Annotated in this window: 23 protein-coding genes; 8 read left to right on the top strand and 15 right to left on the bottom strand. The window is 36.9% G+C overall.

What is annotated here, in order from left to right; translation table 11 throughout:
* Positions 1 to 15: 15 nt before the first annotated feature.
* The 5 genes from BXY58_RS13565 to BXY58_RS13545 form a co-directional block, all read right to left on the bottom strand.
* On the bottom strand, positions 16 to 846 hold the full coding sequence (locus tag BXY58_RS13565; protein WP_120214409.1) for a T9SS type A sorting domain-containing protein: 831 nt from the start codon (positions 844 to 846) through the stop codon (positions 16 to 18).
* 98 nt (positions 847 to 944) lie between these two features.
* Positions 945 to 2,627, bottom strand: coding sequence for a T9SS type A sorting domain-containing protein (locus BXY58_RS13560; protein WP_120214408.1), 1,683 nt, complete (start codon positions 2,625 to 2,627; stop codon positions 945 to 947).
* 126 nt (positions 2,628 to 2,753) lie between these two features.
* A complete protein-coding gene (locus BXY58_RS13555; protein ID WP_120214407.1) occupies positions 2,754 to 3,404 on the bottom strand; it encodes a response regulator transcription factor in 651 nt (216 codons plus the stop codon).
* Entirely contained in the window at positions 3,397 to 5,085 is a 1,689-nt protein-coding gene (locus BXY58_RS13550; protein WP_120214406.1) for a sensor histidine kinase, read from the bottom strand. The genes BXY58_RS13555 and BXY58_RS13550 overlap by 8 nt, the downstream gene beginning before the upstream one ends.
* 197 nt (positions 5,086 to 5,282) lie before the next feature.
* Entirely contained in the window at positions 5,283 to 8,807 is a 3,525-nt protein-coding gene (locus BXY58_RS13545; protein ID WP_120214405.1) for a T9SS-dependent choice-of-anchor J family protein, read from the bottom strand.
* 273 nt (positions 8,808 to 9,080) lie between these two features.
* Between BXY58_RS13545 and BXY58_RS13540 the strand changes: the two genes are divergently transcribed.
* From BXY58_RS13540 to BXY58_RS13525, 4 genes are all read left to right on the top strand, one after another.
* The gene (locus BXY58_RS13540; protein WP_120214404.1) at positions 9,081 to 9,869 is read left to right on the top strand and encodes a HipA family kinase; all 789 of its coding nucleotides are present in this window, start codon (positions 9,081 to 9,083) and stop codon (positions 9,867 to 9,869) included.
* A complete protein-coding gene (locus BXY58_RS13535; protein ID WP_120214403.1) occupies positions 9,847 to 10,230 on the top strand; it encodes a DUF3037 domain-containing protein in 384 nt (127 codons plus the stop codon). Before BXY58_RS13540 ends, BXY58_RS13535 begins: the two co-directional genes overlap by 23 nt.
* A gap of 48 nt (positions 10,231 to 10,278) precedes the next feature.
* Positions 10,279 to 11,013, top strand: a complete 735-nt coding sequence (locus BXY58_RS13530; protein WP_120214402.1) for a DNA-binding domain-containing protein — start codon at positions 10,279 to 10,281, stop codon at positions 11,011 to 11,013.
* A 709-nt stretch (positions 11,014 to 11,722) separates the two neighbouring features.
* Entirely contained in the window at positions 11,723 to 13,645 is a 1,923-nt protein-coding gene (locus tag BXY58_RS13525; RefSeq protein WP_120214401.1) for a hypothetical protein, read from the top strand.
* 61 nt (positions 13,646 to 13,706) lie between these two features.
* On the opposite strand, the gene BXY58_RS13520 is transcribed toward BXY58_RS13525, so the two are convergent.
* From BXY58_RS13520 to BXY58_RS17180, 5 genes are all read right to left on the bottom strand, one after another.
* Positions 13,707 to 15,359, bottom strand: coding sequence for a helix-turn-helix domain-containing protein (locus BXY58_RS13520; protein WP_120214400.1), 1,653 nt, complete (start codon positions 15,357 to 15,359; stop codon positions 13,707 to 13,709).
* Positions 15,360 to 15,497: 138 nt separating this feature from the next.
* Entirely contained in the window at positions 15,498 to 15,857 is a 360-nt protein-coding gene (locus BXY58_RS13515) for a cupin domain-containing protein (RefSeq protein ID WP_120214399.1), read from the bottom strand.
* On the bottom strand, positions 15,854 to 16,378 hold the full coding sequence (locus BXY58_RS13510) for a GNAT family N-acetyltransferase (RefSeq protein ID WP_120214398.1): 525 nt from the start codon (positions 16,376 to 16,378) through the stop codon (positions 15,854 to 15,856). The genes BXY58_RS13515 and BXY58_RS13510 overlap by 4 nt, the downstream gene beginning before the upstream one ends.
* Before the next feature lie 78 nt (positions 16,379 to 16,456).
* Entirely contained in the window at positions 16,457 to 16,828 is a 372-nt protein-coding gene (locus tag BXY58_RS13505; RefSeq protein WP_170144241.1) for a nuclear transport factor 2 family protein, read from the bottom strand.
* A gap of 105 nt (positions 16,829 to 16,933) precedes the next feature.
* Entirely contained in the window at positions 16,934 to 17,977 is a 1,044-nt protein-coding gene (locus tag BXY58_RS17180; RefSeq protein WP_120214397.1) for a bifunctional transcriptional activator/DNA repair enzyme AdaA, read from the bottom strand.
* Between the two features lie 134 nt (positions 17,978 to 18,111).
* Between BXY58_RS17180 and BXY58_RS13495 the strand changes: the two genes are divergently transcribed.
* Positions 18,112 to 19,701: a class I SAM-dependent methyltransferase gene (locus BXY58_RS13495; RefSeq protein ID WP_120214396.1), complete on the top strand. Its 1,590-nt coding sequence runs from the start codon at positions 18,112 to 18,114 to the stop codon at positions 19,699 to 19,701.
* A gap of 29 nt (positions 19,702 to 19,730) precedes the next feature.
* Entirely contained in the window at positions 19,731 to 20,519 is a 789-nt protein-coding gene (locus BXY58_RS13490; protein ID WP_120214395.1) for a hypothetical protein, read from the top strand.
* A 19-nt stretch (positions 20,520 to 20,538) separates the two neighbouring features.
* Here the strand turns inward: BXY58_RS13490 and BXY58_RS13485 are convergent, their stop codons facing one another.
* Together BXY58_RS13485 and BXY58_RS13480 are read right to left on the bottom strand one after the other, a co-directional pair.
* Positions 20,539 to 21,090, bottom strand: coding sequence for a DinB family protein (locus tag BXY58_RS13485; RefSeq protein WP_120214394.1), 552 nt, complete (start codon positions 21,088 to 21,090; stop codon positions 20,539 to 20,541).
* 55 nt (positions 21,091 to 21,145) lie between these two features.
* Entirely contained in the window at positions 21,146 to 21,661 is a 516-nt protein-coding gene (locus BXY58_RS13480; protein WP_120214393.1) for a Crp/Fnr family transcriptional regulator, read from the bottom strand.
* Positions 21,662 to 21,731: 70 nt separating this feature from the next.
* On the opposite strand from BXY58_RS13480, the gene BXY58_RS13475 reads away from it, so the two are divergent.
* Complete coding sequence (locus BXY58_RS13475) at positions 21,732 to 22,580, top strand: hypothetical protein (protein ID WP_120214392.1); 849 nt, start codon at positions 21,732 to 21,734, stop codon at positions 22,578 to 22,580.
* On the opposite strand, the gene BXY58_RS13470 is transcribed toward BXY58_RS13475, so the two are convergent.
* The 3 genes from BXY58_RS13470 to BXY58_RS13460 all read right to left on the bottom strand — a co-directional run bounded on the left by BXY58_RS13470 (position 22,581) and on the right by BXY58_RS13460 (position 24,692).
* A complete protein-coding gene (locus BXY58_RS13470; RefSeq protein WP_221408305.1) occupies positions 22,581 to 23,495 on the bottom strand; it encodes a helix-turn-helix domain-containing protein in 915 nt (304 codons plus the stop codon). It abuts the gene before it with no gap.
* Positions 23,496 to 23,500: 5 nt separating this feature from the next.
* Positions 23,501 to 23,854 carry a hypothetical protein gene (locus BXY58_RS13465; RefSeq protein ID WP_120214390.1) on the bottom strand — a complete coding sequence of 118 codons (354 nt, stop codon included), beginning with the start codon at positions 23,852 to 23,854 and terminating at the stop codon, positions 23,501 to 23,503.
* 61 nt (positions 23,855 to 23,915) lie between these two features.
* Entirely contained in the window at positions 23,916 to 24,692 is a 777-nt protein-coding gene (locus BXY58_RS13460) for an SDR family oxidoreductase (protein ID WP_120214389.1), read from the bottom strand.
* 167 nt (positions 24,693 to 24,859) lie between these two features.
* On the opposite strand from BXY58_RS13460, the gene BXY58_RS13455 reads away from it, so the two are divergent.
* Positions 24,860 to 25,135: transposase (locus tag BXY58_RS13455; protein ID WP_147366849.1), on the top strand; the 276-nt coding region annotated here is incomplete at its 3' end.

Genomic DNA, 25,135 nt, shown 5'->3' with positions numbered 1-25,135 from the left:
AAGTTTTATTTTCCTTTATTTTTTGATGAATTTTGAATTCACGGTTTCATTACTCATTTTGAGTTTTGTCACATAAGTTCCTTTTTCCAATTGAGAAATGTTTACTTTTTCCGCTTTATCGGAACTTATAATTAGCTTTCCGCTTAAATCATAAATCTCCACTTTCTGAATATCCTTAGCATTATTAAAACTGATAAAATCTGATGCCGGATTAGGATAAACCCAATAATCTTTCGCCTTACTCTGTGTGTCATCAACAGCCAAGACTATATTTGAGTCCTTGACCCAAGTAAAGGCGTCTAAACTAGCATACCTGAAAGCTCCACCCAACGTAAGCTGTAGCTGATCTATAACTATATTGGAATAGTTCTGCCCATTCAGATTCGCCAAATCTATTAATGTAAAACCATTCGTACTTCCTAAAGAAGTGGCAAATCCTGTAGTTTTGGTCTGCGTAAATTTGGTAACTCCGGATAATTTGCCTGTAATCGTAAGAGTTCCGTCAACGTTTAGATCAAGATTAAATGCTGACAGATATATCCAAAATCTATTAACTTTGAACAAATTAGATGTTGTTCTAATGCTAAAAGAGGCTGGGCTTTCTGACGAGTTTGAATTGTCAATGTACCTGTTATCATTTGCAGTTCCGTTCCAACCTGTTCCGGGAAAATTACCCTGTACTCGGAACGTACCCACGTGGGAAAGAATGTTGAAAATCACACCATTGTCTGTGAAAGAAGTACTGCCGTGCGATTCTGTTTCGAAAGACTCTGTACTGCTCTGCGCATAGAAAAAATTGGAACAGATTAATACAATCATAGCCAATAAAGGATTGATTTTTTTCATAATGTTTACTTTTAAGATTGTTAGAAATTATTTTTTGACGAACCTAGTGTTTGGTTGATCGATGATTACAAATAAATCAGGCTGATTAACCAACATTATTATTCCTTGATGAATTTCAAGGATTGTGTTTCTTTTTCTGTAGAAATATGAATGAAGTAAATTCCTTTTGGTAATGATCCCAAATCTAACTTCGTTTCATTATCTATATTTCTCGTCAATACTTTTTTTCCATCCATCGATATGATTTCCACCATGAAGATTTTTTCTCTGGTTTTCAGATTCAGAATATCCTTTACAGGATTTGGATAGATTGTAATTGATTTTTCATTATTAATGCCCGAGACAGATAAGGTCGGTTGTTTTTCAAAAGCTCCGATATCAATTGTTGTTTCCTCGGTTCGACTATTATTTGCCAGATCAAAATTTCCATACTTTGACACATCGTAAAACGAATTATTTCCATTATTAATCCCATTACTAGAATTTTGCAAACCAAAATCCTTAGAAGCAACATCTTTAAATAAAGGATCTGCAGTATAATTATTAGAACCGGTCAAAGTCACATTGTATTTTGGAAGAATAATAGAATTGTTCGCTGTTACAGTTGTCCCAGCACCATCAATTGCATTCACAGAATTACCACCCATCCAGAAAATAGAATTCTGAATAGAATTGAGAACTGGATTTACAGTTGCAAGAAGTGTCCCGCCATCTGGGTTGTAGACCGTGGAATTAATAAAACTGAGGGAAGAAGCACTATTATAAAAAGGAATATAAATCTGGTCAGAATAAATTAGACTATTAACAATAGTAACTTCAGAACCTTCTCTTGCCGCAACTGCCGTTCCTTTGTACGTACCAGAATATTGAGTATAATTACCAATCTTGTTGTTTACAAATCTACTTTTATTAATCAAAACATTATTATTCCCATAAGTAAAAATCGCTGCCCCAAGACCACCATTTGGTCCGCCTTGAGAACCATTATCCACAACATTTTCTTGAAAAATACAGCCTTTGATCTCAATATTTTGGACTGTTCCATAATGATTAAAAACATCAAGTGCTCCACCTGCATATTTTGAGTAATTGTTATAAAAAGAACAATTCTCTACTCGCGTGACATTAGTTCCTGAGGTATTAGCTTCGATTGCCAAAGCTCCTAACTGAAACTGCGAATTATTCTTAAATATATTATTGGATATCAACGGAGAATTATTATCAATCGAGGGATAAACTAGAATTGCGCTCCCTGTATATCTTGGAAAATAATTATTCAAAACAGATCCGGCGTTTGCATTCCCATCCTGAAATGTAAAACCATCTATCTGCGTAGAATTGTCAATCGCTGAATCATACGCATCGATAACCATTATATGGTAACTGTTATCATTAGCCGAATTTGCCGCTCCGATATTACCACTCAGAATGGTTTCATTGGTCTGGATATCTCTTTCGGATAAAGATGTTTCTGATCCTGAAAAGCCTCCATAGACCTTCAAATTATTTCGGGTGATATAGAAAAAGTCATCTCTGTTGGAAGTCGTAGACGGATAATAAGTTCCCTTGGAAACCCAGATTTCCTTAATTGCTGGATTAGAGTTGGCAGCCGTAATGACCTGCTTTAAATTTTTAGAAGCATTGGACCACGAAGAACCGGTTTCTGTACCACCAATTACAGCCGTATTGACATACACAATACCAGTAAGACTTGGCGAAATCTGTGCATCAACAAAAGCAGGAATCAACAAACAAGAAAGAAAGAATAGAAGTGTTTTCATAATTTCAGTTTTAACAGATTAGAATTGAATGACAATGATTTAGCATTCATTCATTAAAATTAGAAACGATGAAATTCTTACCCGAAAAAATGTTCTGAAACTATGCTTTTTTGTTCTAAAATGAAATTAGAAATGTTTGGAAATCTTGAAAACCTTATCCTCCAAATACAATTTATCATTCACGATTTTTGAAATATGATAGGGATTGACAGCTACACTTCGATTTATGCGTTTAAAATATTTCGAAGGAAAAACCTCTTCCAGATAGGACATTGTTGTTCTTAGAATTTGATTTTTACCGGACTTCAAATAGATTTCGACATAGATATGGTCAGCTTCTGCAAAAAGAAAATCTTTGGATTGGAAATAATAGACCTGTTTGCCAATCTCTATCTTGAAGATATTATCCTGATTGGCCAATGCAAGATTAATTGCTGTGACCAAATTCACACTTTCGACAGGTTTTGAAAGGTAAGCAGAAGGTTTCAGATCAGTCACTTTTTCGAGTGTACCTAGATCGGTCAAAGCGGTTGTAAAAATGAATGGAATCGAAATATTATCATTGATGAACTGCGCCAAATCCAGCCCTGTTTTTTCTCCGGAAAGCGAAATATCAATCAAAACCAAATCAAATAATTTGTGAGACAACAACAGTTTTGCTTCTTCATAATCGTGAGCAATTTCTGACAAGAAAAACGGCTCCAGCATTTTTTTGACAGAGAACGCAATCAAGACCTCATCTTCTACAATCAGTATTCTATTTTTATGCTCAGTCATTGGGAAATGTGATTTTATAATTAGCTTTATCTCTCGTGTAATTCCCTTTCAATTGTTTTACCATTCCTTCTATAATCAAAAGCCCGAGTGAATCTTTCTTATTTTCAAAATCGAAATTGGTTCCGTTATCCGAATATGACAATTCTATCTTATCATCAATCAAATTTAATTTTAAATCTAATATTAGCGATTCTGTTTTTGCGTGTTTTATAGAATTAGTAATCAACTCATTAAGAATTAAACCAAATGGTAATGCTTTGTCTACTTTCAGAGTGCTATTTTCGATATCAATTTTATAATCAATAACTCTCTGTGAACTATTTTGATGCGTTTCGAAAATCCGGTTCGTATAACTTTCTACCTCGATAAGTGCATTATCATTATGATTCACGCTGTAAGAATAGAGTTCATGCGCAATCATTATCGTTTTTATCCGCTGATGAAGATCTTCAAATCTATTTTTATACTCGGAACTATCAGCTTGGTCTTTCTGAAAATCTATCAGACTGAGAATCACAGCCAGATTATTTTTGACACGATGATTAAGCTCCTGAACCAAGAATTGTTTCTGCTCAAGATTGTTTTTCAAAGCAAGGTTATTATCAGAAATTTCTTGTTTTTGAACTTCTATTTTCTTTTTATTTTTAAGAATCAACCAAAGTAAACACGCTAAAACGAAAACAGAAATAAATAATGTGATATTAAGCTTTCGAGTTCCCGCAATGTTCTTTTGTAGTTGTTCTTTCTCCGTTTTTTCCTTCTGAAAATTAAATTGAATTCCCAGTTCTTTAACTTTAAGATCTCTTTGCTGATTGTTGAACTGATTATACAAGCCTGAAGCCAGTTTGTAATAGTGTAAAGCGGAATCAGGTTGATTTTGCTTTTCCATAATTTCGCTTTTCAATTGAAAAATATCCGCTCTGTAATTTAAAACTCTTGAATTTTTGGAATTGGCAATTGCAGAATCTATATAAACATCAGCCACTTTATAATCCTGCTTTGAGAAATATAAAAACGAAATATTATTGTACATAGAATTAATCGCCTCGTTGTGATGAAGTCTTTTGTACAAATAAAGTGCACGCTGAAAATGTGCTAATCTCTTCTCTGGATTGTTCCGGTTTCCCAATCCCAGAATCAGTTCTACATCAGGAAGATTCGATTCATCATTGACTGACATCGCATATTTTTTGGCCTCGTTAGCGATTTCAAATGCAATTTCCCGATGACCATTCACCCTGTAATACGAAGATTTCCTGATAAGAAAATGAGTATAATTTTTAGGTTTAAGATCAGGATAATTTTTGATTAACTGTTCTGCTTTATCAATTTCGATTTTGGAAGATTTTTCATCATTATTAATTTCAAAAATGAGTTCTCTTTCGATATGGATTTTGAGTTGCTGTTCAGGCGTCAATTTAGAATTGATGAGATTTTGAGACAGTTTGAAAGCCTCATCGTAGAGTCCCAATTCCGTCAGGATTTTTACTTTTAAAACGTCAAGATTTGTCTTTTCCTCGGGATTATAATGTTCCCTATTTTGATTGATCAGTTCCAAAGCAGTTGGATAATCCGAATTTTGAATCTTATTATCAAGTTCTTTCCGCAATACGTGAAAAGCATTTTGCCCGGAACAAAAAACCACCAGAAAAAGTAGAAAAAAACTAGAATATTTTCTCATAATAACAAAGATAAACAAATGCAGTTTCTGATTTTTTTTAAAATATTAATGGCATTTTTCATCAAATTCAAATATATAATCTTCCTTGACCGCCTCGTTAAAAATGTTATGAAAGCGTTGATTTTTGTTCTGAATATCATAAAAACAAAAAGCCATCACAAATTTGTGATGGCTCTTATAGAATTATAATTTAAGTTTTAGTTTTTGATAAACTTAATGGTTTGAATACCTTTATCTGTAAAGATATTAATCAGATAAGTACCTTGTACCAAAGTATGAACATTCAGTTTTCTTTCGCCATACATTGTTTTCTCTGAGACTTTCTTACCATCAATTGACATAATTACAATCTTATTGATTTTCTCCTCACCACTGAAGTGCAATACTTCTTTAACAGGATTAGGATAAATTTGGATTTTGGTCTTACCATCATTATTTATTACACCCATATCCTCATTCCAGGCTAAAACTGCTAACGACGTTTTAGATTCGCATCCGCCAACAGTTTGCGTTGCATAATAAGTGGTATTATTAACAATCAAAGTACTCATTGGTAAATTATTAATATGATTGGTTGCATCACCTGCTGTTGCATACCATTTGATATTCTGACCATTAGCAACTAAAACACTCAGCGTATCTCCAGCATTGAAGCTTTGTGTTGCCGCACCTGTAGGAGCAACTACCGCTTCTGCTTCTGTAATTGTAAATGATTGTGTTGTCTGACACTGGTTGGCATCTTTCACCGTTACAATATAAGTTCCTGCAGCCAATCCTGTTGCCGTCATCCCTGTCTGTTCCGGTGTTGTATTCCAGCTGTAAGTATAATTACCCGTTCCTCCAGTAACATTAACTGTTGCTGCACCCGTCGCGCTACCATTACAAGCAACATTAGTTTGCGCTCCTGCCGTAGCAACCAATGCATCTGGCTCCGTAATCGTTACAGAAGCAGATCCTATACAACCATTAACATCTTTGATAGTTACCGTATAATTTCCTGCTGCAAGACCTGTTCTATTTTGAGTATCTGCGCCATCATTCCAAGCAAAAGTGTAAGGAGATACGCCACCCGAAGGTGTAAGGGTTATCGTTCCATTAGAGCTTCCATTACAAGTAACATCAGTTTTAGTTGTTGAACCACTTACTGATGATACGGTCAAGGCTGCATTGTTTGAAGTTGCAACCGGTATACACAATCCTGTTACCACAACTCTATATACATAACCATTCAAGCCAGCTGTTGCGCCGGTAATAGTCAACGTAGCTGTCGTTGCTCCAGAATATGGCGCAGTGTTGCTGATATTCGTAAAGCCGGAGCCCGAATCAACCTGCCATTGATAACCGGTGGCATTGCTTGCAGCAACAGTAAACGTAGCGTTAGAACCTGCACAGATCGTACTTGCAATCGGTTGGGTCGTAATTGACGGAGCAGAATTAACGGTCAAGGCTGCATTGTTTGAAGTTGCAACCGGTGTACACAATCCTGTTACCACAACTCTATATACATAACCATTCAAGCCAGCTGTTGCGCCGGTAATAGTCAACGTAGCTGTCGTTGCTCCAGAATATGACGCAGTGTTGCTGATATTCGTAAAGCCGGAGCCTGAATCAACCTGCCATTGATAACCGGTAGCATTGCTTGCAGAAGCAGTAAATGTCGTATTAGAACCTGCACAGATCGTACTTGCAATCGGTTGAGTCGTAATTACCGGGGCAGAATTAACGGTCAGAACTGCACTGTTTGAAGTTGCAACCGGTGTACACAATCCTGTTACCACAACTCGATATATATAACCATTCAAGCCAGCTGTTGCTCCGGTAATAGTCAACGTAGCTGTCGTTGCTCCGGAATATGGTGCTGTGTTGCTGATATTCGTAAAGCCGGAGCCTGAATCAACCTGCCATTGATAACCGGTGGCATTGCTTGCAGAAGCGGTAAATGTCGTGTTAGAACCTGCACAGATCGTACTTGCACTCGGCTGGGTCGTAATTGACGGAGCAGAATTAACTGTTAAGGCTGCATTGTTTGAAGTTGCAACCGGTGTACACAATCCTGTTACCACAACTCGATATATATAACCATTCAAGCCAGCTGTTGCTCCGGTAATAGTCAACGTAGCTGTCGTTGCTCCGGAATATGGTGCTGTGTTGCTGATATTCGTAAAGCCGGAGCCTGAATCAACCTGCCATTGATAACCGGTAGCATTGCTTGCAGAAGCAGTAAATGTCGTATTAGAACCTGCACAGATCGTACTTGCAATCGGTTGAGTCGTAATTACCGGGGCAGAATTAACAGTCAAGGCTGCATTGTTTGAAGTTTTAGGATCGCATCCCGTAGAGCCTGAAATTACTACACGATAGACATAACCGTTCATAGCGGCAGTCGCTCCTGTAACAGTTAAGGTTGATGTAGTTGCGCCGGAATATGGTGCAGTGTTGCCGATATTCGTAAAGCCTGAACCAGTATTAACCTGCCATTGATACCCTGTAGCATTGTTAGCTGTAGCACTGAATGTGGTATTAGCACCCACACAAATTGTACTGGCATTTGGTTGGGTTGTAATATTTTGTTCAGGATTAACCGTTATAGTTTTACTCATGGAATGTGCACAGCCATAAGGATCTGTATAATCATAAGTAATGGTTTGCGTACCCGCAGCCGGATCAAATTGACCACCACTAACGCCAGTTCCACTATATGTTCCACCCGCGGGAGAAGCTTCTGTTAAAGTGTATAAACCACTATTACTACAAAGTGTTGGGAAATTAGCAATAGTAATCGGGTTTGACGGACATAATACTGTAATAGAATAAGCCTGAGACCCCGAACATCCGCTGGTATCGTTAACAGTGACTGTAAAATTAAATGTCCCCGTAGCAGTTGGCGTTCCCGAAATAGTTCCTGAAGTAGACAAAGTCAATCCCGGAGGAAGCGCACCTGCTGTAATAGCAAAATTAGGAGTTCCTAAAGCCCCTGTCTGCGTAAGCGTTTTACTGTAAGGACTGCCCGCAGCACCAGCTGTTAAAGCTCCGCCAGATGTCATAGTAAAAGCAGGACAAATATAAGGCGTATAAACCACATTGTCTATTCCTATATAATCTGAATTGATTCCTAAAGAACCTGCACCAGTAACAAAGTATCGAAACGCAATTCTGCCAGATGTAGGGGCTGATAAACCAGAGATAGTAATAGTATACTGAGTCCAAACCTGCGGATAGACATTTGCAACCAAAGTAGGATTTATACTAAGCAAAAGTGTAGAAAAGTCTCCAACTGTTGCGGCGCTACTTCCTGCATTGGTACTTGCTCCATTGGTACTCATTCTGACTTCCAACCTATCTGGATAGTCCGTTTGTCCTGCACCAATCGTTGGTTTCCTAGTAAAAAAACTAAAAACATCGCCATTTCTTAAAGTCCTGTTAGGAGTTATTATCCAGTTAGAAATAGTTCCGGAACTTCCTGTACTGTTAAAATTAGCTGCTATATATGCATTAGCTGCTCCATTGTAAGAATTAAACGGTCCAGGTGTTGGTGTTGCTGTTGTAGCAGTACCTTGAAACCAACCAAGAGCTCCCACAGGAGAACTGTTGTTTTGCAAAGTCCATCCATTGCTAGCTAGTGTGGCAATGTCATCAAAATTCTCAATAAAACCCTGTGCAAAAAACAATTTTGCCCAAAGCACAATTAAGAGAATACCAATTTTTCTGTAAAAATTTCTCATATATATTATTTTTGAGGTTATTCATAGTAGTTTTAAAATAAATTCAACAATAACAACATATCCGAACACATTACTCACAAATATAATTAAATATTTAACATAATATAATTAAATTATTCATTTAAATAAAAATTACGTAAAAATACTTAACGCAAAAAACACCATTAGACATTAATAATAGATTCACTTTATTCCGAATTTCATAATAGTAGATTTTAGAACTTTTACAGATATTTCCTTTGTAAATCCCTATTTTTACAAAAAAATTACAAATTGGACTTATCCTTAAGAACAGTTAATGTCACACGCTACATTCTTCCATTACGAGAAGGAGGTTCTTTGCCTGCTTTGGCAGAGGCGGATGACGACTTCAAATATGTATTAAAATTCCGGGGTGCTGGACACGGCGTGAAGGCTTTGATCTCTGAATTAATCGGAGGCAAAGTTTCCCAAGTTTTAGGATTCCGTATTCCGGAGTTGGTGTTTGCTAATCTTTCCGAGGATTTTGGAAGAAGTGAAGCTGACGAGGAAATTCAGGATTTACTGAAAAACAGCTGTGGACTGAATCTCGCTCTTCATTATCTTTCCGGAGCAATTACTTACGATCCGGGCGCGGTGAAAATCGACCCTCAACTATCGTCTGAAATCGTCTGGCTGGATGCGTTTCTTACCAACATCGATCGGACTTTCCGTAATACCAATATGCTGATGTGGCACCAGGAACTGTGGCTTATTGACAACGGCGCTTCTTTATATTTTCACCACAACTGGGACAATTGGGAAAAGAATGCTGTGAGCCCTTTTGTGATGATCAAAGATCACGTTCTCCTTCCGCAGGCTTCGGAACTGGACGAAGTAAATACAAAATTCAAAACGATACTGACCGATGATGTTTTGAGAGAAATCGTAGAACTGATTCCCGAAGATTGGTTGCATTGGAATGATACGGATTTGACCCCAACTGAGATTAAAGATGTGTATTTCCGTTTTCTTATCCTGAGACGCGACAATTCTGATAACTTTTTAAATGAAGCCAAAAATGCAAGAGCAAAAGTTATATGAGTACGCGGTAATCCGTCTGGTTCCGAAGCCTGAACGTGAAGAATTCTTCAATGTCGGATTAATTATGTTTTCAAAAAGAGAAAAATTCATCCGGGTCAAAATTCATCTTTGTGAAGAGAAATTCCGCGTCATCCATTCGAAAATAGATTATGATGATGTAAAGAAACACCTGCAGTCTTTTGTCAGTATCGCTAAAGGTGAAAAATCAGCCGGATCCATTGCCCAGCTTGAAATCCCGGAACGTTTCCGATGGTTGACCGCCGTCAAAAGCTCTATTATTCAGACTTCAAGACCTCATCCCGGATCTACTCCGGATCTGGATAAAACTTTTGAAAGATTGTTTGAAGAGTTGGTACTTTAGGATATCAAACTTCACATTTATAAAAAAACAAACAACAAAAACACACAAATGACATCACTACACAAAATCCGGGCGTATCTCTACGATAATGTCCTTACTAAAGACAATTCTAATGATTATATCGCTCGCACCATAAGCGAGCGATCCCTGAATATAAAACAGATTTGCGAAATAGCTGTCACCCGTGGCGGAGCTGACATCTCTGCATCTGCTATGGAATACACCATAGAGCTTTTCCTGAAAGAGATGGCCTACCAGTTATGTGACGGCTACTCTATCAACACAGGATATTTTACCGCTGCCACAAAAATACGTGGAGTTTTTACAAGTCCTACAGAAACCTTCGATAATAAGAGGCACAGCATTTTATTCCAATTCAACCAAGGTGAAAAACTAAGAGTTCAAATCCAGAACATCGAAGTGGATATTCTGGGGATGGCTGATGCAACCTGTTCTATCTCTCAGATCACAGATATCAACAGTGGTAGTATCAATCATCTTCTAACTCCCAATCGTAACCTTAAAATACAAGGAACTAAAATCAAAATTGTCGGCGATAATCCTGCCAACGGTATATCCTTTGTGAATGTTGCTACTAATGAGCGAACCAAAGCCAGCACCAATGATATCGCCGTGAATAAACCTTCTGAACTTATCATTATTACTCCAGAACTAGCCTCTGGTATGTATCAATTGCAAGTAACTACTCAATACACCGCTAACAGCATCCTTCTGAAATCTCCGAGAACAATCATTTTTAATAAATACCTTACTGTACAATAGATCATACTATTCAGCAGAGATATTTAAACAACCACCTATTGACATTCTCAATACGTGGCTATTGACTTGTATAATACACATCTATTAGCACAGTCAACAGATTCATATTGGATCCACTAACCTCAGCGAAGAAAATCAAATCTGACAACAGACAAAGCTTTTATCCTTCTTCAGACAATGAATAAAAATAAGGCTGTGTAAATACCATTGATCTTTTTTAAAAGCCAGTACAAATATTTGCGGAGAAGCACAAACACGCTCCCCAGCGAGATAATGATCTCGTATTCTTTATGATAGTATTAAAGTGTTGAGACGTATTATAATATCTGCCAGATATTTATAATTGATAATAGGATTGACTTATAAAACCTTATTTCCTATAAATCAGAATATATCAATTGTTATTAGTTGTTTTTGTAGATTGCATTTTATCATTTATCTAAAAGTTAATACCTAATTTTAAAAAAAATTTTAATTTTAACATTTATAAGCAGATATAATGTAAAATTATTGAAATATTGATGATCATATATAAACATTAGTGCAATATAATTTTACAAGAAGCTAATCGTAAAGCAAATTAAATATATATAGTTTGACAGTAATGCAGTGTTACTTAGCAACAAAGCATTTGTACTAAATTAACACGAATTAGTGGCGATTTTTTACTTAGACATTCAAACCAAATTATAATTAATTTATTATACAAATGAAAAAACACATTATTCTTTTAGGAGCCTTGCTTGTGTCGGGCTTTGTATTTTCACAAGTGGGCATTAATACAGATACGCCAAAATCAACTTTGGACGTCATAGGTAAAGCTACGGATAACACATCACTGGATGGCATCACCGCACCCAGACTAACAGGCGACCAGTTGAGAGCCAAAACCTATACTACGGACCAGACCGGTACATTAGTATATGTAACTGTAGCAGACTCAGCGCCGGCAGGACAGACAGTTGATGTGACCACTGCAGGTTACTACTATTTTAATGGAACCAAATGGGTCAGCACCGGATCAGGTTTGGCAAATGATACCAGTATCTACAACTCCGACGGTTCACTTATCGGCCCCGGAAATGCCCGTACATTAACATTGAATGGGAAAACTCTGAATTTTGTAGGAACAGCCCGAAAAACCTTTTGGGATATAGACGGAAGAATCCATCAGGAGGCTACTGATACTTCTATCGATGCTGCTATGGGATTCCATAATGGAAGTGCTAACCTATGGATACAACAATGGAATTCTGGTTCCGAAATCACAGCTTCCAATGGCTCTACCGGGCTTGGTTTAGCTACTCATTATACTAATGATTCTGCTCCGATAACACTGAGTACAAGCCCTGGCGGCAATACCACCAGCATAGAGAGAATGCGTGTCACAGGAGAAGGAAATGTTGGCGTGGATACTCAGGATCCGACAGAACGATTTGATAACGCCGGCATTACAAGACTGAGAAACCTTCCTACAAACGGGGCAACCAATGCCATTAATACCACACCTGATGGCGATATGTCTGCTGCACAAGATCAGACTTTTACAGCAACCAGGACTGTTGTTGCTGATGCTAACGGCGTTTTGGGAACTGTAGCAGGATTACCTGCAGCGCCTGTTAATATCTATAATGCTAACGGTACTCTCACTAGCAACCGTACGCTCACACAAGCAGGTAGAACACTAACATTTACTAATACACAGAAAACAACGTTCACAAATGATGTAGGCACAGGGATACAGCAGGATTCAGGGAGTGGGACAAGAGCTTCGATAGGACTTTCCAATGGCGGGGCGTACCAGTTATGGATGTGGACAGATACAAATCAAGCTGCACAAATTCTTGCACAGGGAAGTAGTACATCGCTAGATATTGGAAGCAGTTATACTGCCAATCCTACACCAGTCAAGTTTCTCACCAGTACAGGAAGCAACACTGCCGGACAAGAAAAGATGCGTATTACCCCAACAGGAAATGTAGGTGTAAATACAGTGAGCCCAACCGAAAAGCTCGACAACAACGGCATCACAAGACTGAGAAATCTTCCCGCAAACGGTACAACCAATGCCATCAATACCACACCGGCAGGTGCAGCATCTGCCAGTCAAGACCAAACCTTTACTGCAACCAGAACTGTAGTGGCAGACGCCAACGGTGTTTTAGGGTATGTAAATGGCGTTCCAACAGGAACATCAAAAATAATAGTAAGTGCAGCTGCAATCGGTACTCAAAATATTGGCAACGCCAATATGCTCCTCGCCAATTATCCAACTGAGTATATAGATGTATATAACGCCTATGCAAGCAATGTATTCACAGTACCTGCCGGTATGGGAGGAATCTATTCCTTTAGCATGCAAAGTGCTCATTCCCATGACGTCAATGCACAGACAAGCTGGTTCGTATCTGCACTGCTCCAGAAAAGCACCAATGGTGGAAGCAGCTACTCCTTGCTGATGAAAGATACCAATGCCAATATGAATGGTTCCACAGTAGACAATGGCAACTCTATCAACTGGACAGGCACTCTGAATGCGGGAGACAAAATAAGGTTACTTTACCATTCTGACTCTAGTGCCAGCAATTATGTAAATCTGGGTTCGATTACCATCACACAAATCGCTCAGTAAGTAGTAAAACACAATTAATAATAAAAAAAAAGAAAAACAGATATCGACAATTCCCTAAGGGTTAATTGTATTGTAAGCTTTCATCCTCCTGCAAACTCTGGATAAAATAAGACGGCGTAACACCATTGATCTTTTTAAAAGCCAAAACAAAGACCTGAGGCGAAGCATAGCCACATTCCTCAGCCAGATAGCTGATTTTGTACTCTCTATATTTAGGCTCATTGTACAGCTTGTGGACAATGTAATTAATCCTTAGATTGTTGATATAATTGCTAAAGTTTTGAGATTTATTATTTTTGATAATCTCTGCCAGGTATTTGGAATTGGTATTAAACTGGGAAGAAAGCAAACCTACTGTCAGATCTTTTCTCAGGAACTTCTCCGACTTTTCAAATGCGGCTAGTTTTCTAAGAATTCGCGCTTCTGTTTCGGCCGAGATCAGGTTTTTGTTAGATGCTTCGGATTCATCAGTCATATCCGGTTCAATTGGAGCATTATCTTCAATATCATTAGTAATATTAGCCGCATCTTCAGCTTCTTTCGATTCGACCTTAAGCCTTTCTATCATCAGCTGATAATTATTACGAAGCGTTCTATTCTTTCTGCGAACCAGCAACCAGGAACCAAAAGCAATAACAGTTATAACAATTCCGCTAATCCATAAAAGTGTCTTTTTTGATTGCTCATTTTTAACATAAGCTTTTTTAATTTCATCCCTGGACTGGCTGACAATTGCTTTTTTCTCAGATAATATGATACTATCGTTGAGCGCAGTATATAGTCTTAAATATTGATTTTCTTTAACATCATTCTTTAGCAACCGAAAAGCATCCTTAATATTTCTGTATGCCATCAATCTTTCACGATAATTACTTTTTGTTTTCTCAATTATCAGAAGTTTTTGGGCATAATCTATCGATTGCTCATAATCTCCCTTCACAAGATAAAAACTGCTCATTGATTCATAAGCTTCCAGTTCAAGTATTTTGAAATAGTCTGGTGCCGATTTTTCAAAAGCCATCATCTTTTTAAAATAAGGTTCCGCAAGCTCTGGCCTGGGTGGGTTTACAGCATAACCATAGTAATTACCCATATTCATCAGTTCGAAAATATAGAGATAATAATATTTTGATTTCTGATATTCTGTAAGATTACTGGCAGGAGTAGTTTCTATTGCATTAAGACTTTTTTTGGTTGAAATGTACCAATTTTTGGAATCACCCTTTCCTTCATACATTCCAGCAAAATTGGCATAAATACGACAAAGTTGGATATGCTTATCGGCTTGGTTATCTATCTTATAGGCATATTTTAGAGATTTGTTTAGAAGCATTTCCGCTTCAGGCAATTTATCCAAAATGATATTGATTTTTCCTCGGTACAAATAGATTGCGCTAAGAGCAGAGTTATTTTTTAGTTTTTCAGCTAATACTTCTGCCTCGTCACTGTATTTCCCGGACTCGATGTAATCGTTTTTCATCAAGGCAATCTTTTGCAACATTGTCAAACCTCTCAAAACACCTTGATGAAAGCCTATTTTCTTAGATTGATCAGCTAACTGTTTAACCTTATCCATGCTGGCAATCTCCTGATCATCAATCTCGATCCTATCATAACTATTGATGATGTTTATTTGAGTTTCCCTGGTGGCTTGAGAATAGGAAACAGTATAAAAAGAAAAAAGAATAAGAAATAAATAGAGCGACTTTTTCATAGAACTATCGTTTTATTTTGAAAATGAGCTCAGCTTACCAACCAAAACCCTCTCAAAAATACAATATTCTCACAAAAACATCAAAAAAATTATTTTTATTTAATCCATAAAATAATATTAGAGTTTTTGCTAACGATATTACTCCTCTCTGTTTACCAAATCCATAGAAAAAGCAGGCAGGCAAATTGCAATATACTCACAAGGATCGTTAAATGGATTAGAATAACGGACCCTGGCGCCTTTTTCTATCAGAATACTTTGTCCTTTTTCCAGAATAACAGAATCGCCGTCAATCTCAAAATGTTTCTTACCAGAAATGATCAATGTAAACTCATCAAACTCCGGTGTCTGATGCGGTTCGCTCCAGTTAGGTGGCGCAACCATATGTGCAATAGAAATCTCTGAGTTTCTGGTAGAATTGCCCCAATGTTCTTCGATTAATTTCCCATCTGTCGTCGGCACAACAAAAGGGTTTGCCTGGATTCTGTACTTTTTCATATCAGATAATTTTCTTTTGTAATTTCAAAAACGACATTCAATCGTTCTGGTTCGCCAAAGTAAGCTACATTAACTTCATCTACTTTCTTTGCACCTAATTTTTCCATTGCTTTCTGAGAACGGATATTATGTTTCCCCACATGGAATTTAACTTTATCTACAAATTGGAAAATATAATCCAGCATCAGTTTTTTGACTTGTGGATTCAGTTTGGAACCCCAGAATTTGGTCGCATAAAATGTATAACCAATGAATATCGAATGATCTTCCGGATTATAATCATAGAATCTTGTACTTCCGGCAATTTCCCCCGTATTTTTCTCTACGATTTTAAAAGCACCGTGACTTTCCATTGCGCCTTGAAAGAAGTTTTGAAAAACCTCTTTTTTGTATCGGTCTTTATTAGGATGTTGTTCCCAAATCTTCGGATCAGAAGCCACTGAAAACAATTGCTCAAAATCATCCTCTTCTAATGGAACTAATCTTACAAAGTCGTTCTCTAAGGTAGGTTGAATGTTCATAAATGATAAATGATAATTGATAGTTGATAATATTAAATTCTTGTCATGCTGATGTTCTCGAAACCTTTTTAATTATTTTCAGCTGTGATAGACTCTGGAAAAAATAATTTTTCCGTCTTTGATTTCAAGAATCTCGCCTACTTTCATATCTTCCTCGCCTTCCACCTTTCTGGTATATTCCATAAAAACTTGCTCGGAATCTGCCGTCAGTCTATTAACTTCATACTGCAAAGTCGGAAGCCTTTTGAAGCAATCTTTCCACCAAGTTCTCAAAGCATTTTTACCTTTTATCAAACCATTCGTTTCCGGCTCTCTGATTTTAAGTTTCGGACTGTAATGTTCCGCCGAATCATCATAAAGTTCAAGCAAACTTTCCAAATTATGTTCATTGAAAGCTTTGAACCAAAGGTTAGCTATATTTTTTAATTCTTCTGATTTTATAGTCTCCATTTTAAAGTCTCGCTGATTTAGCAAATTAAGCTGATTTTTAATCAATCTGCAAAATCAGTTTAATCTGCGAGATATTATTTGTCAGGCTGAGGATCTCGAAACCTCCTAAAATAGTATCGCTTTTTCCAGTTCCAACAGCTTTTGTTTTCGCCAGATTCCACCACCATAACCAGTTAAAGTTCCATTAGTTCCAATCACTCTGTGACAAGGAATGATGATTGAAATTTTATTAAGTCCGTTCGCATTGGCAACAGCTCTCACCGCCTTCGGATTTCCAAGAATATCGGCCTGTTGCTGGTAACTTCTGGTCGTTCCGTAAGGAATGGTTCTCAGGATTTCCCAAACATTCTTCTGAAAATCTGTTCCGACCGGAGCAAGCGGAACTGTAAAGTTTAATCTTTTTCCCTCAAAATATTCTTCTAATTCTTTTTCCAAAGTTTTGAAATGAGGATTTTCGCCCTGCACAACATTAGCGTTAAAATATCTTGAGATTTCTTCCAATTCTTTGGTTAATGATTTTCTATCGGAGAATTCCAGCATACAGATTCCGTTTTCGTTCGCACAGGCAATCATTGTCCCCAAGGGTGTTTCGATTCTTTTGAGGTCAACAATTTTTTCCATTTTCGAATTTTTTGGAGAAGTTCCGATGATTGATTTGAAACTATCACTGAAGCCACTCAAACTTTCATAACCATTATCCAAAGCCACATCCAAAACATGTTCACCTTGCTGAAGCTTCTTAAAAGCAGAATTGATTTTGAACATCCTTTGAAAAGCGTGAAAAGTCATCCCGTGATGCTTCAGAAACCAACGTTTCACAGTAGCAGGCTGCAACCCTCTTTCAACCAAATCAACATCTTTGAATTTCAAACTTGGGTCAGCAGATAATTCTTCCATCAGTTTCTGGATTTCCTCAGGTGTTTCATCCGGATTTTCCAGCGGTTTGCAAACTTTGCAAGGTCTGTAACCTTTCAGAATAGCATCTTTTGTATTGTCAAAAAACTCGACATTCTCCGGTTTCGGTTTTCTTGCAGTACAAGTGGGACGGCAGAAAATCCCCGTGGTCTTAACGCCCATCCAAAAAACCCCTTCGAATTCGGGATTTTTCTCAAAAGATGCCTGATACATTATTTCGTTGCTCAATTCCATAATTGATTGTCTTGAATGATACAAATTTAATCGTTTTCGTAATCAGTCAACAACCGAAAAATGAACAAGTATTTTTTCTTTATTAAGATTTAAAGGAAAATTTTTATCTTCCAAAACACAAAATCAACAGTTTTATGGATAAGAGAAAACTTCGTGAATCTATTTTCAGACATCTCGACGGGATTGTTACAGCGCCAGTTATTTCGGCTTTGTCAAAGAAAAAAGTATTGGATTTTATTTTAGCTAATGATAACCTGGAACTTTCCGAAATCAATGAAAAATTTGAAGCTAACGAAGGTTATCTGAATGTGGCTTTGCGGGTTTTGGCTTCCCAAGGTTTCCTGAATTATGATTTGAATAACGAATCTAATATTGTCAAAATTTCGAAGAATGATAAAACAGCAGAAGCATTTTCTCATCAAAATACTTATGTTGATTTAGCAGAGTTTTTGGCAGATTTTGATGTTATTAATTCCAAAGAGCTGACCGAAGATCTTTGCAAAAAATGGATTCAGATTTTTGAGAAGTATAAATCTTTTCTGAATGAAACCGAAGACGAAGCTTCCCTCAATTATCAAATCCAAAAACATATAGAAGGTGCTTTGGTCGGACCAATCATCATCAAACTAGGAATGAGCGGAATGTTTCACAAATACTTTATGGAAGCAAGTTTCAGTGCAGAAGAATTCCATAAAAATCCAGAATATTTTGGAAAAATCCTTGATTATCTTTCTGAACTTGGTTGGTTTTCGAAGAAAGGTAAAAACTTTCAATTCACTGAAACAGGACTATTTTTTGCAAGACGCGCAACGGCCTATGGAGTAACGGTTTCTTATCTTCCGATGTTCTCAAAACTGAATCAATTGATTTTCGGAAAAGCTTCAGAAATCCGGGAAATCGAAGATGGCGAAGACGAAATCCACGTGAACCGAGAAATGAATGTCTGGGGAAGTGGTGGCGCACATTTGACTTACTTTAAAGTGATTGATGAGTTTATCATAGAGATTTTCAATCGTCCATTAAATGAGCAGCCAAAAGGAATTCTGGATATGGGTTGTGGCAATGGTGCGCTATTACAACATCTTTACGAGATTATAGAAAGACAGACTCTGCGTGGAAAACATTTAGAAGAACATCCGTTATTTCTGGTTGGTGCAGATTACAACCAAGCAGCGCTGAAAGTCACGAGAGCCAATCTCATCAAAAATGATATTTGGGCCAAAGTGATTTGGGGCGACATCGGCAATCCAAAACAACTGGCAGAAGATTTACAATTCGATTATAATATTGAATTAGGAGATTTGCTCAACATCCGAACTTTCCTGGATCACAACAGGATTTGGGAAGATGTTTCGGATATTAATTCTAACAGAATCAGCACGTCAACAGGCGCTTTTGCCTTTCGTGGAAAACGATTATCCAACAAAGATGTAGAGGAAAATCTTCTGAATCATCTCAAAAAATGGACACCTTATGTTGAAAAATTTGGATTATTGTTGATCGAATTACACACGCTTTCGCCAAAAATCACTTCGAAAAATTTGGGACTAACCGCAGCAACAGCTTACGATGCAACACACGGATTTTCTGACCAATATATTGTAGAAGTGGATGTTTTTCATAGGATTTGCAAAGAATCCGGATTGGAACCCGACACGAATCTCTTCAAGAAATTCCCTGATTCTGAATTAGCAACCGTGAGCATCAATCTTTTGAAGCGATAATTTTGTATCTTGAAGCAACATAAAACCGTATGAAAAACATATTTTCAATCATTAATATTTTGATGGCTTCATTATTTTTCGGACAGAATCTTGATTCGCCAGATTATAAAGAAACGAAAATCGAAAGAGGCAGCACGTTCAAAAAATATAAAAACGGAAAGCTGGACAGCATCGTCGTCATGATGTACGCCGTCAATTATGGTAACGCTCTTATTTTTGCCAGGCAAGATAACGAAATCAAAATTACAAATGCGGCAGACGAAAATTCTGTCATCAAAATCGAACTAAAAAATAAAAAACAGGTCAGAACTTTTTTCTACAAGAACAAACCAGCAATTGTTGTAGAAAGTATTGATTTTGACATCAACCAGTTACCGAAAAATACAACGATTACTCGTTCTCTGTCAAATAATATGATCCAAAATGTAAGTATCAAAACCAATTATGAGGTTTTTGGTGATGATAATCCGGACAAAACATTCAAACTTTTTTATGGATTGAATATCCGTCCTGACTTGGATAACTTAGATTCGATTTTTGAAAGCATAGGCGATTTTTTCAGTGAAGAAGATGCGCTTTTGAAATTGTTTTACGCCAGTTATGCAGAAAAGTTGGCGCCAAAAGCCTTGACCTATTTAAAAACCAATGAATCGGGAATAATTTCTGACGGAATTACTTTGGATTATCAAAATAAAAACGCCCAAGAAATCAATTCTTACAACATCTACAAAAACGGAAAAATTATCAAATCTGGAAAAGCAACCTTAGCTGATTTTCAAAAAATCTACCAAGATTACATTATTAGATTACAAGAATAATTAATCGATTTGTCTTAATCTAAATATTGTTCAGAACATTTTCCGCTTGTTTGATATGTCTCCGATTATGATAAATCACAAATCGGAAAGTATCGCCTAATTTCAGTTTAATCCATTTTGAAATACTGATTGAAGTTTTCGTTTTTTCTAAATCAACGGTTTTTGCTTTCTCGAGAAGTTCCAGCATTTTATTTTGTTGATTAATGAATTCGTTGATAACCGATCGATTCAATTGTTGATGAATTGGATTGGATATTTTCAAAGTTTTCATCTTATTGAGTTTCTCTTTCGGAAGCATCATATTGGCAAAATAATTCCCTAAAATTCCACTTTTAAACTCTGATTTAGTTTCTTGGAATCGGGTTTCAAGGATTCGATTTTCAATTTCAGGAAGGTAGAATAGTCCGTAAAAATTAAGATGTTCCAGACATTCCAAAATACTCCAGCTGTCTTCTGACGCTCGAAAATTCAGAGTTTCATTATTTTGATTAAGTAGTGATTCAGCAAATTCAATATTATTTTCTGTAATGATTTTAAGTTCGCTAAATAATTGATTAATTGGAATTGTCATCGTCAAAATTTTTCACAAAAGTCTAAAACTTCATTGATAAAAAGATTGATTGAAGTCAAGATTTTTTCAGTCTCGACAAGGTTTCCGGCGACATCCTGAGATAGTTGGCAATATATTTATTCGGGATTTCTTGGAATAATTTCGGACTGCGTTTCAGCACTCTTTCATAGCGGATTTTTGGAGAACTGTACAACAAATCTTTTTCACGCTCCATCTGCTGCAAAACCAGATCTTCCAGAATCGAATTCCATAATTTCAGATTCTCATTACTGGAATTGATAAATTCATAAAAATCATTTTTGGAAGCCACCTTTACCGTTGAAGCTTTGATAGCCTGAATATAAAACTCCGAAGGTTTATCTGACAAAAAAGAATCCAATGAAACAATGATATTGTCTTTATATCCAAATCGAATAATCCGTTCTTCATCCTCATCTTCGATAAAAATCCGGACACTTCCCTCTTCTACAAAATAGACATTAGTGTCAATAGTTCCTGAGGTTTTGAGAAATTCATTCCGTTTAAAATTTTTGGTTTCCCAAAACAGTTCGTTTTGTAAAAATTCCAACATCGGCAGAGATTATTTATTCAAAGTAAAGCTATTTTATTAAATTTGAGAAACAAACTATGAAAACAAAATTATGATCATCAAAAATACAATAGCAATCATCTGTACTGTCTTCACAATTGCTCTAAACGCTCAAGAAATTATTCCTTTCAGAATTACTAAGTACAATAATATCATTGTAAAAACTGTGGTCAATGAGAAGGATTCTCTGGATCTGATGTTCCAAATTGCAATGCAAGATGCTTCTATTTCTCCAGAAAGATTGAGACCTGCAAAAAGCATTGTTTTTAAAAATGACGTCAGTGAAAATAATTCGGTCAAAATCGGAAATCTGCAATGGAATAATGTCAAATTCTATGACAATGAATTGACCGGACCAGAAGCAGACGGAAAAATCGGAACCGCAATTTTCAAAGGAAAAACGTATCAAATCGATTTTGACAACAGCCAATTTGTTATCTACGACCAACTCCCTGATTTAACCGGATACAAAGAGGTTTCCTACACTTCCACCAAAGAAGGACAGATTTTCCTGGCCTGTGATAACAGAATCGGAGCAGAATCTTTTGAAGCCAGTTTTCTTTTGCAATCCGGCTATTCCGGTGGATTGCTGTACAGTAACACTATTGCGGATGCCAGAGATTTGAATCAAAAATTAAAAGTAACCGGTGAAAAAACGCTGAAAAATTCTGCGGGGAAAAGCGTGATTACAAAACAAGGGATTTTACCTGAGCTAATCATTACGGACATCAGCCTGAAAGATGTTTCTGCCGGCTTTTTCGCAGGAGATATCAAAACGCAAAAAGTCAGTTATTTTGGCGCCGATTTGATTAGGAGGTTCAATTGGATTTTTGATGCGGAAAAACAGATGATTTACATCAAACCGAGCCAATATTTTAATGAGCCTTATTTCAAGATTTGATTAATTAAAAGCCGCACGAAACTCCAGCGGGCTTTGATTAGTTTTACTTTTGAACAGCTTACTAAAGCTTTGCGAATGTTCAAAACCGAGCTCGTAAGCAATTTCACTTACTGATAATTCTGTGGTCGAAAGTTTTTCTTTGGCTTTTTCTATTAATTTTTCGTGAATGTGCTGCTGCGTGGTCTGACCGGTCAACTGTTTCAAGAGGCTTCCCAGATATTTTACAGAGATGTGAAGTGAATCTGCGACAAACTGAACGCTTGGTAAACCTCTGGAAACTAAGTCTTCATCATTAAAATAATTCTGCAGAAGCTCTTCCATCTGTTCCAGAATTTTGTGACTGCTCTTCTTTCTGGTTAGAAACTGTCTTTGATAAAACCTTTCAGAATAATTGAGCAGAGTTTCCAGATGCGAAATCATAATATCCTGACTGAATTTGTCGATATTCGACTGATATTCGTTCTGGATAATGTCAACAATCCCGTTCAGAATATTTTTTTCTTTTTCTGAGAGGAATAATGCTTCATTCACAGAATAGCCGAAAAACTCATACTTTTTAATTGTTTTTGCCAAAGAAGTTCCCCAGAGAAAGTCGGGATGGATGAGCAAAACCCAGCCGGAAAGATCGTCATCCGGTTCCGGCCCGGCTCCTCTCAAAACCTGATTCGGCCCAACAAAATACAACATTCCTTCATCAAAATCATAAGTCTGCTGGCCATAAAAAAGCTTGTTGGTAAAACCTTTTTTGAGCGAAATATAATAGAAATCGAATGTCGCAGTGATTTCACCGCCGTTAGTCGGAACATTTAAGTCAGCATAATTCAAAACACTTATCAATGGATGTTCCGGGCTTGGCAAACCAAATGCACGATGCGCTTCCGTAATGGTTTTAAAACGAATGGGTTTGGAATTCATAATAATCAGTTTTTAAAAGGGTATCTAAGCCCAATCATTACCAAAGGAATCATCAGGAAAGGGATTTCCATTAACACCATTTTAAAATTCCCGACTCTCATTGCCAAAGCCATAATCAAAACAATTGACATCGCGTTGAGGACATTTCCCAAGAAAAAAGTTTTCGGGATAAGTAATAGAATGGCAATCAAAATTATTGAAACGCCGAGAACCGGAATATATGTTTCGTTGATGCCAAGATCGTTCATCATTTTAAGAGATTGCGGATTATTTTTATAATTGAGACTTTCCCAGCCGTGCTTAAGATTCAGAATCACAGAAACAATCAGTAATATCAAAGAAATTATACTTTTTATCATTGTATTTTTTATTTAAATTTAAAAATTATTATGAATATTAATAAGAAATGTCCACGGCTTTTTAATTTTCAAGCTTTTTAATTTTTTTGAATTCGCGATGTCCGACATTCAACATCATATCGGGGAAAAGCCTGGTTGCGAGTTTGATTACGCTAATCATTGGAGGTTTCAGTTCTTTTTTGTCTTTCAGTAATCCTTGAATTGCGACTTTTACCATTTTATCCACATCCATCATCATTTGTGGATTGGGTTTTATGGGCCATTCGTTCTGCAGATTGGTGTTGACTCCTGGCGGAATCATCTCAAAAACTTTGACATCGGTGTTCTCCAACTGCAGTCGTAAAGCCTGCGTGTATGCACGAACGCCCGCTTTTGCGGCACTGTAAATTGGCGCAGAAGAATACGACATAAAAGCAATTCCCGAAGAAACATTCACAATAGCTGCAGATTTCTTTTTCAGCAGATGTGGAAGAAACTGATGAACCATCTGAATCGTTCCCGAAAGATTGGTTGTGATCTCACGGTTGATATTTTCCAGGTCAATACTTCTGTCCTGCAAGTCAATTAACCTCATCAAACCTGCATTGTTGATGATGATATTCAAATCCGGGAAAAGCGTAGTAACAGTATCAAACAACTCTTTGATGTTTTTCGGATTACTTACATCACTTTGGAAGATATGGATATTGGGGAATTTTGCTTTCGCATTATTTAAAGCATCAATATTTCGTCCAGCGGCAATGATGTTTGCGCCTTGTTCAGTTAATTGTTTTACAAGTTCCAACCCTATTCCGCTGGTTCCGCCTGTGATGAGAACAGTGCTGTTTTTTAGTTCCATTGTTTTTATTTTTGATATGGCAAAGTTCTGTAAGCCAGAGAAAAACAGTGTAGCCAAAAGTCGGGTTGTTGTAGTTGAAAGTCTGTGATTAATCTGTTTTCAACAAAAAAACCTCATCAGATTGGACTGCCCCAAAAAGTTAGACACTTTTTAGGGGCATTTTATTTATGGGAATATCAAAATATAGTTTATCATTTAAGTTGAGTTGCATTGAAAGAATTGCAAAACATAATCTTTCGGTGCACTCTTTGGCTCGGGAAATAGGTTTGGATGCGTCTATGATTCGCAAATGGAAAAGGTTTTATGATTTATACGGAATTCAGGGGTTACAACGCAGGAGCAACCGCAGTTATGATGCAAAATTTAAGCTCAGGGTTTTGGAAACGACTGAGTCGCAAAACCTTTCTCTAAAGCAAGCTGCTGCCAGATTTAATATTGCTGCA

This window comes from Epilithonimonas arachidiradicis, from assembly GCF_003610695.1.
Lineage (GTDB): Bacteria > Bacteroidota > Bacteroidia > Flavobacteriales > Weeksellaceae > Epilithonimonas > Epilithonimonas arachidiradicis.
The sequence above is the reverse complement of the archived record's forward strand: the minus strand, read 5'-3'. Positions and strand labels throughout refer to the sequence as shown.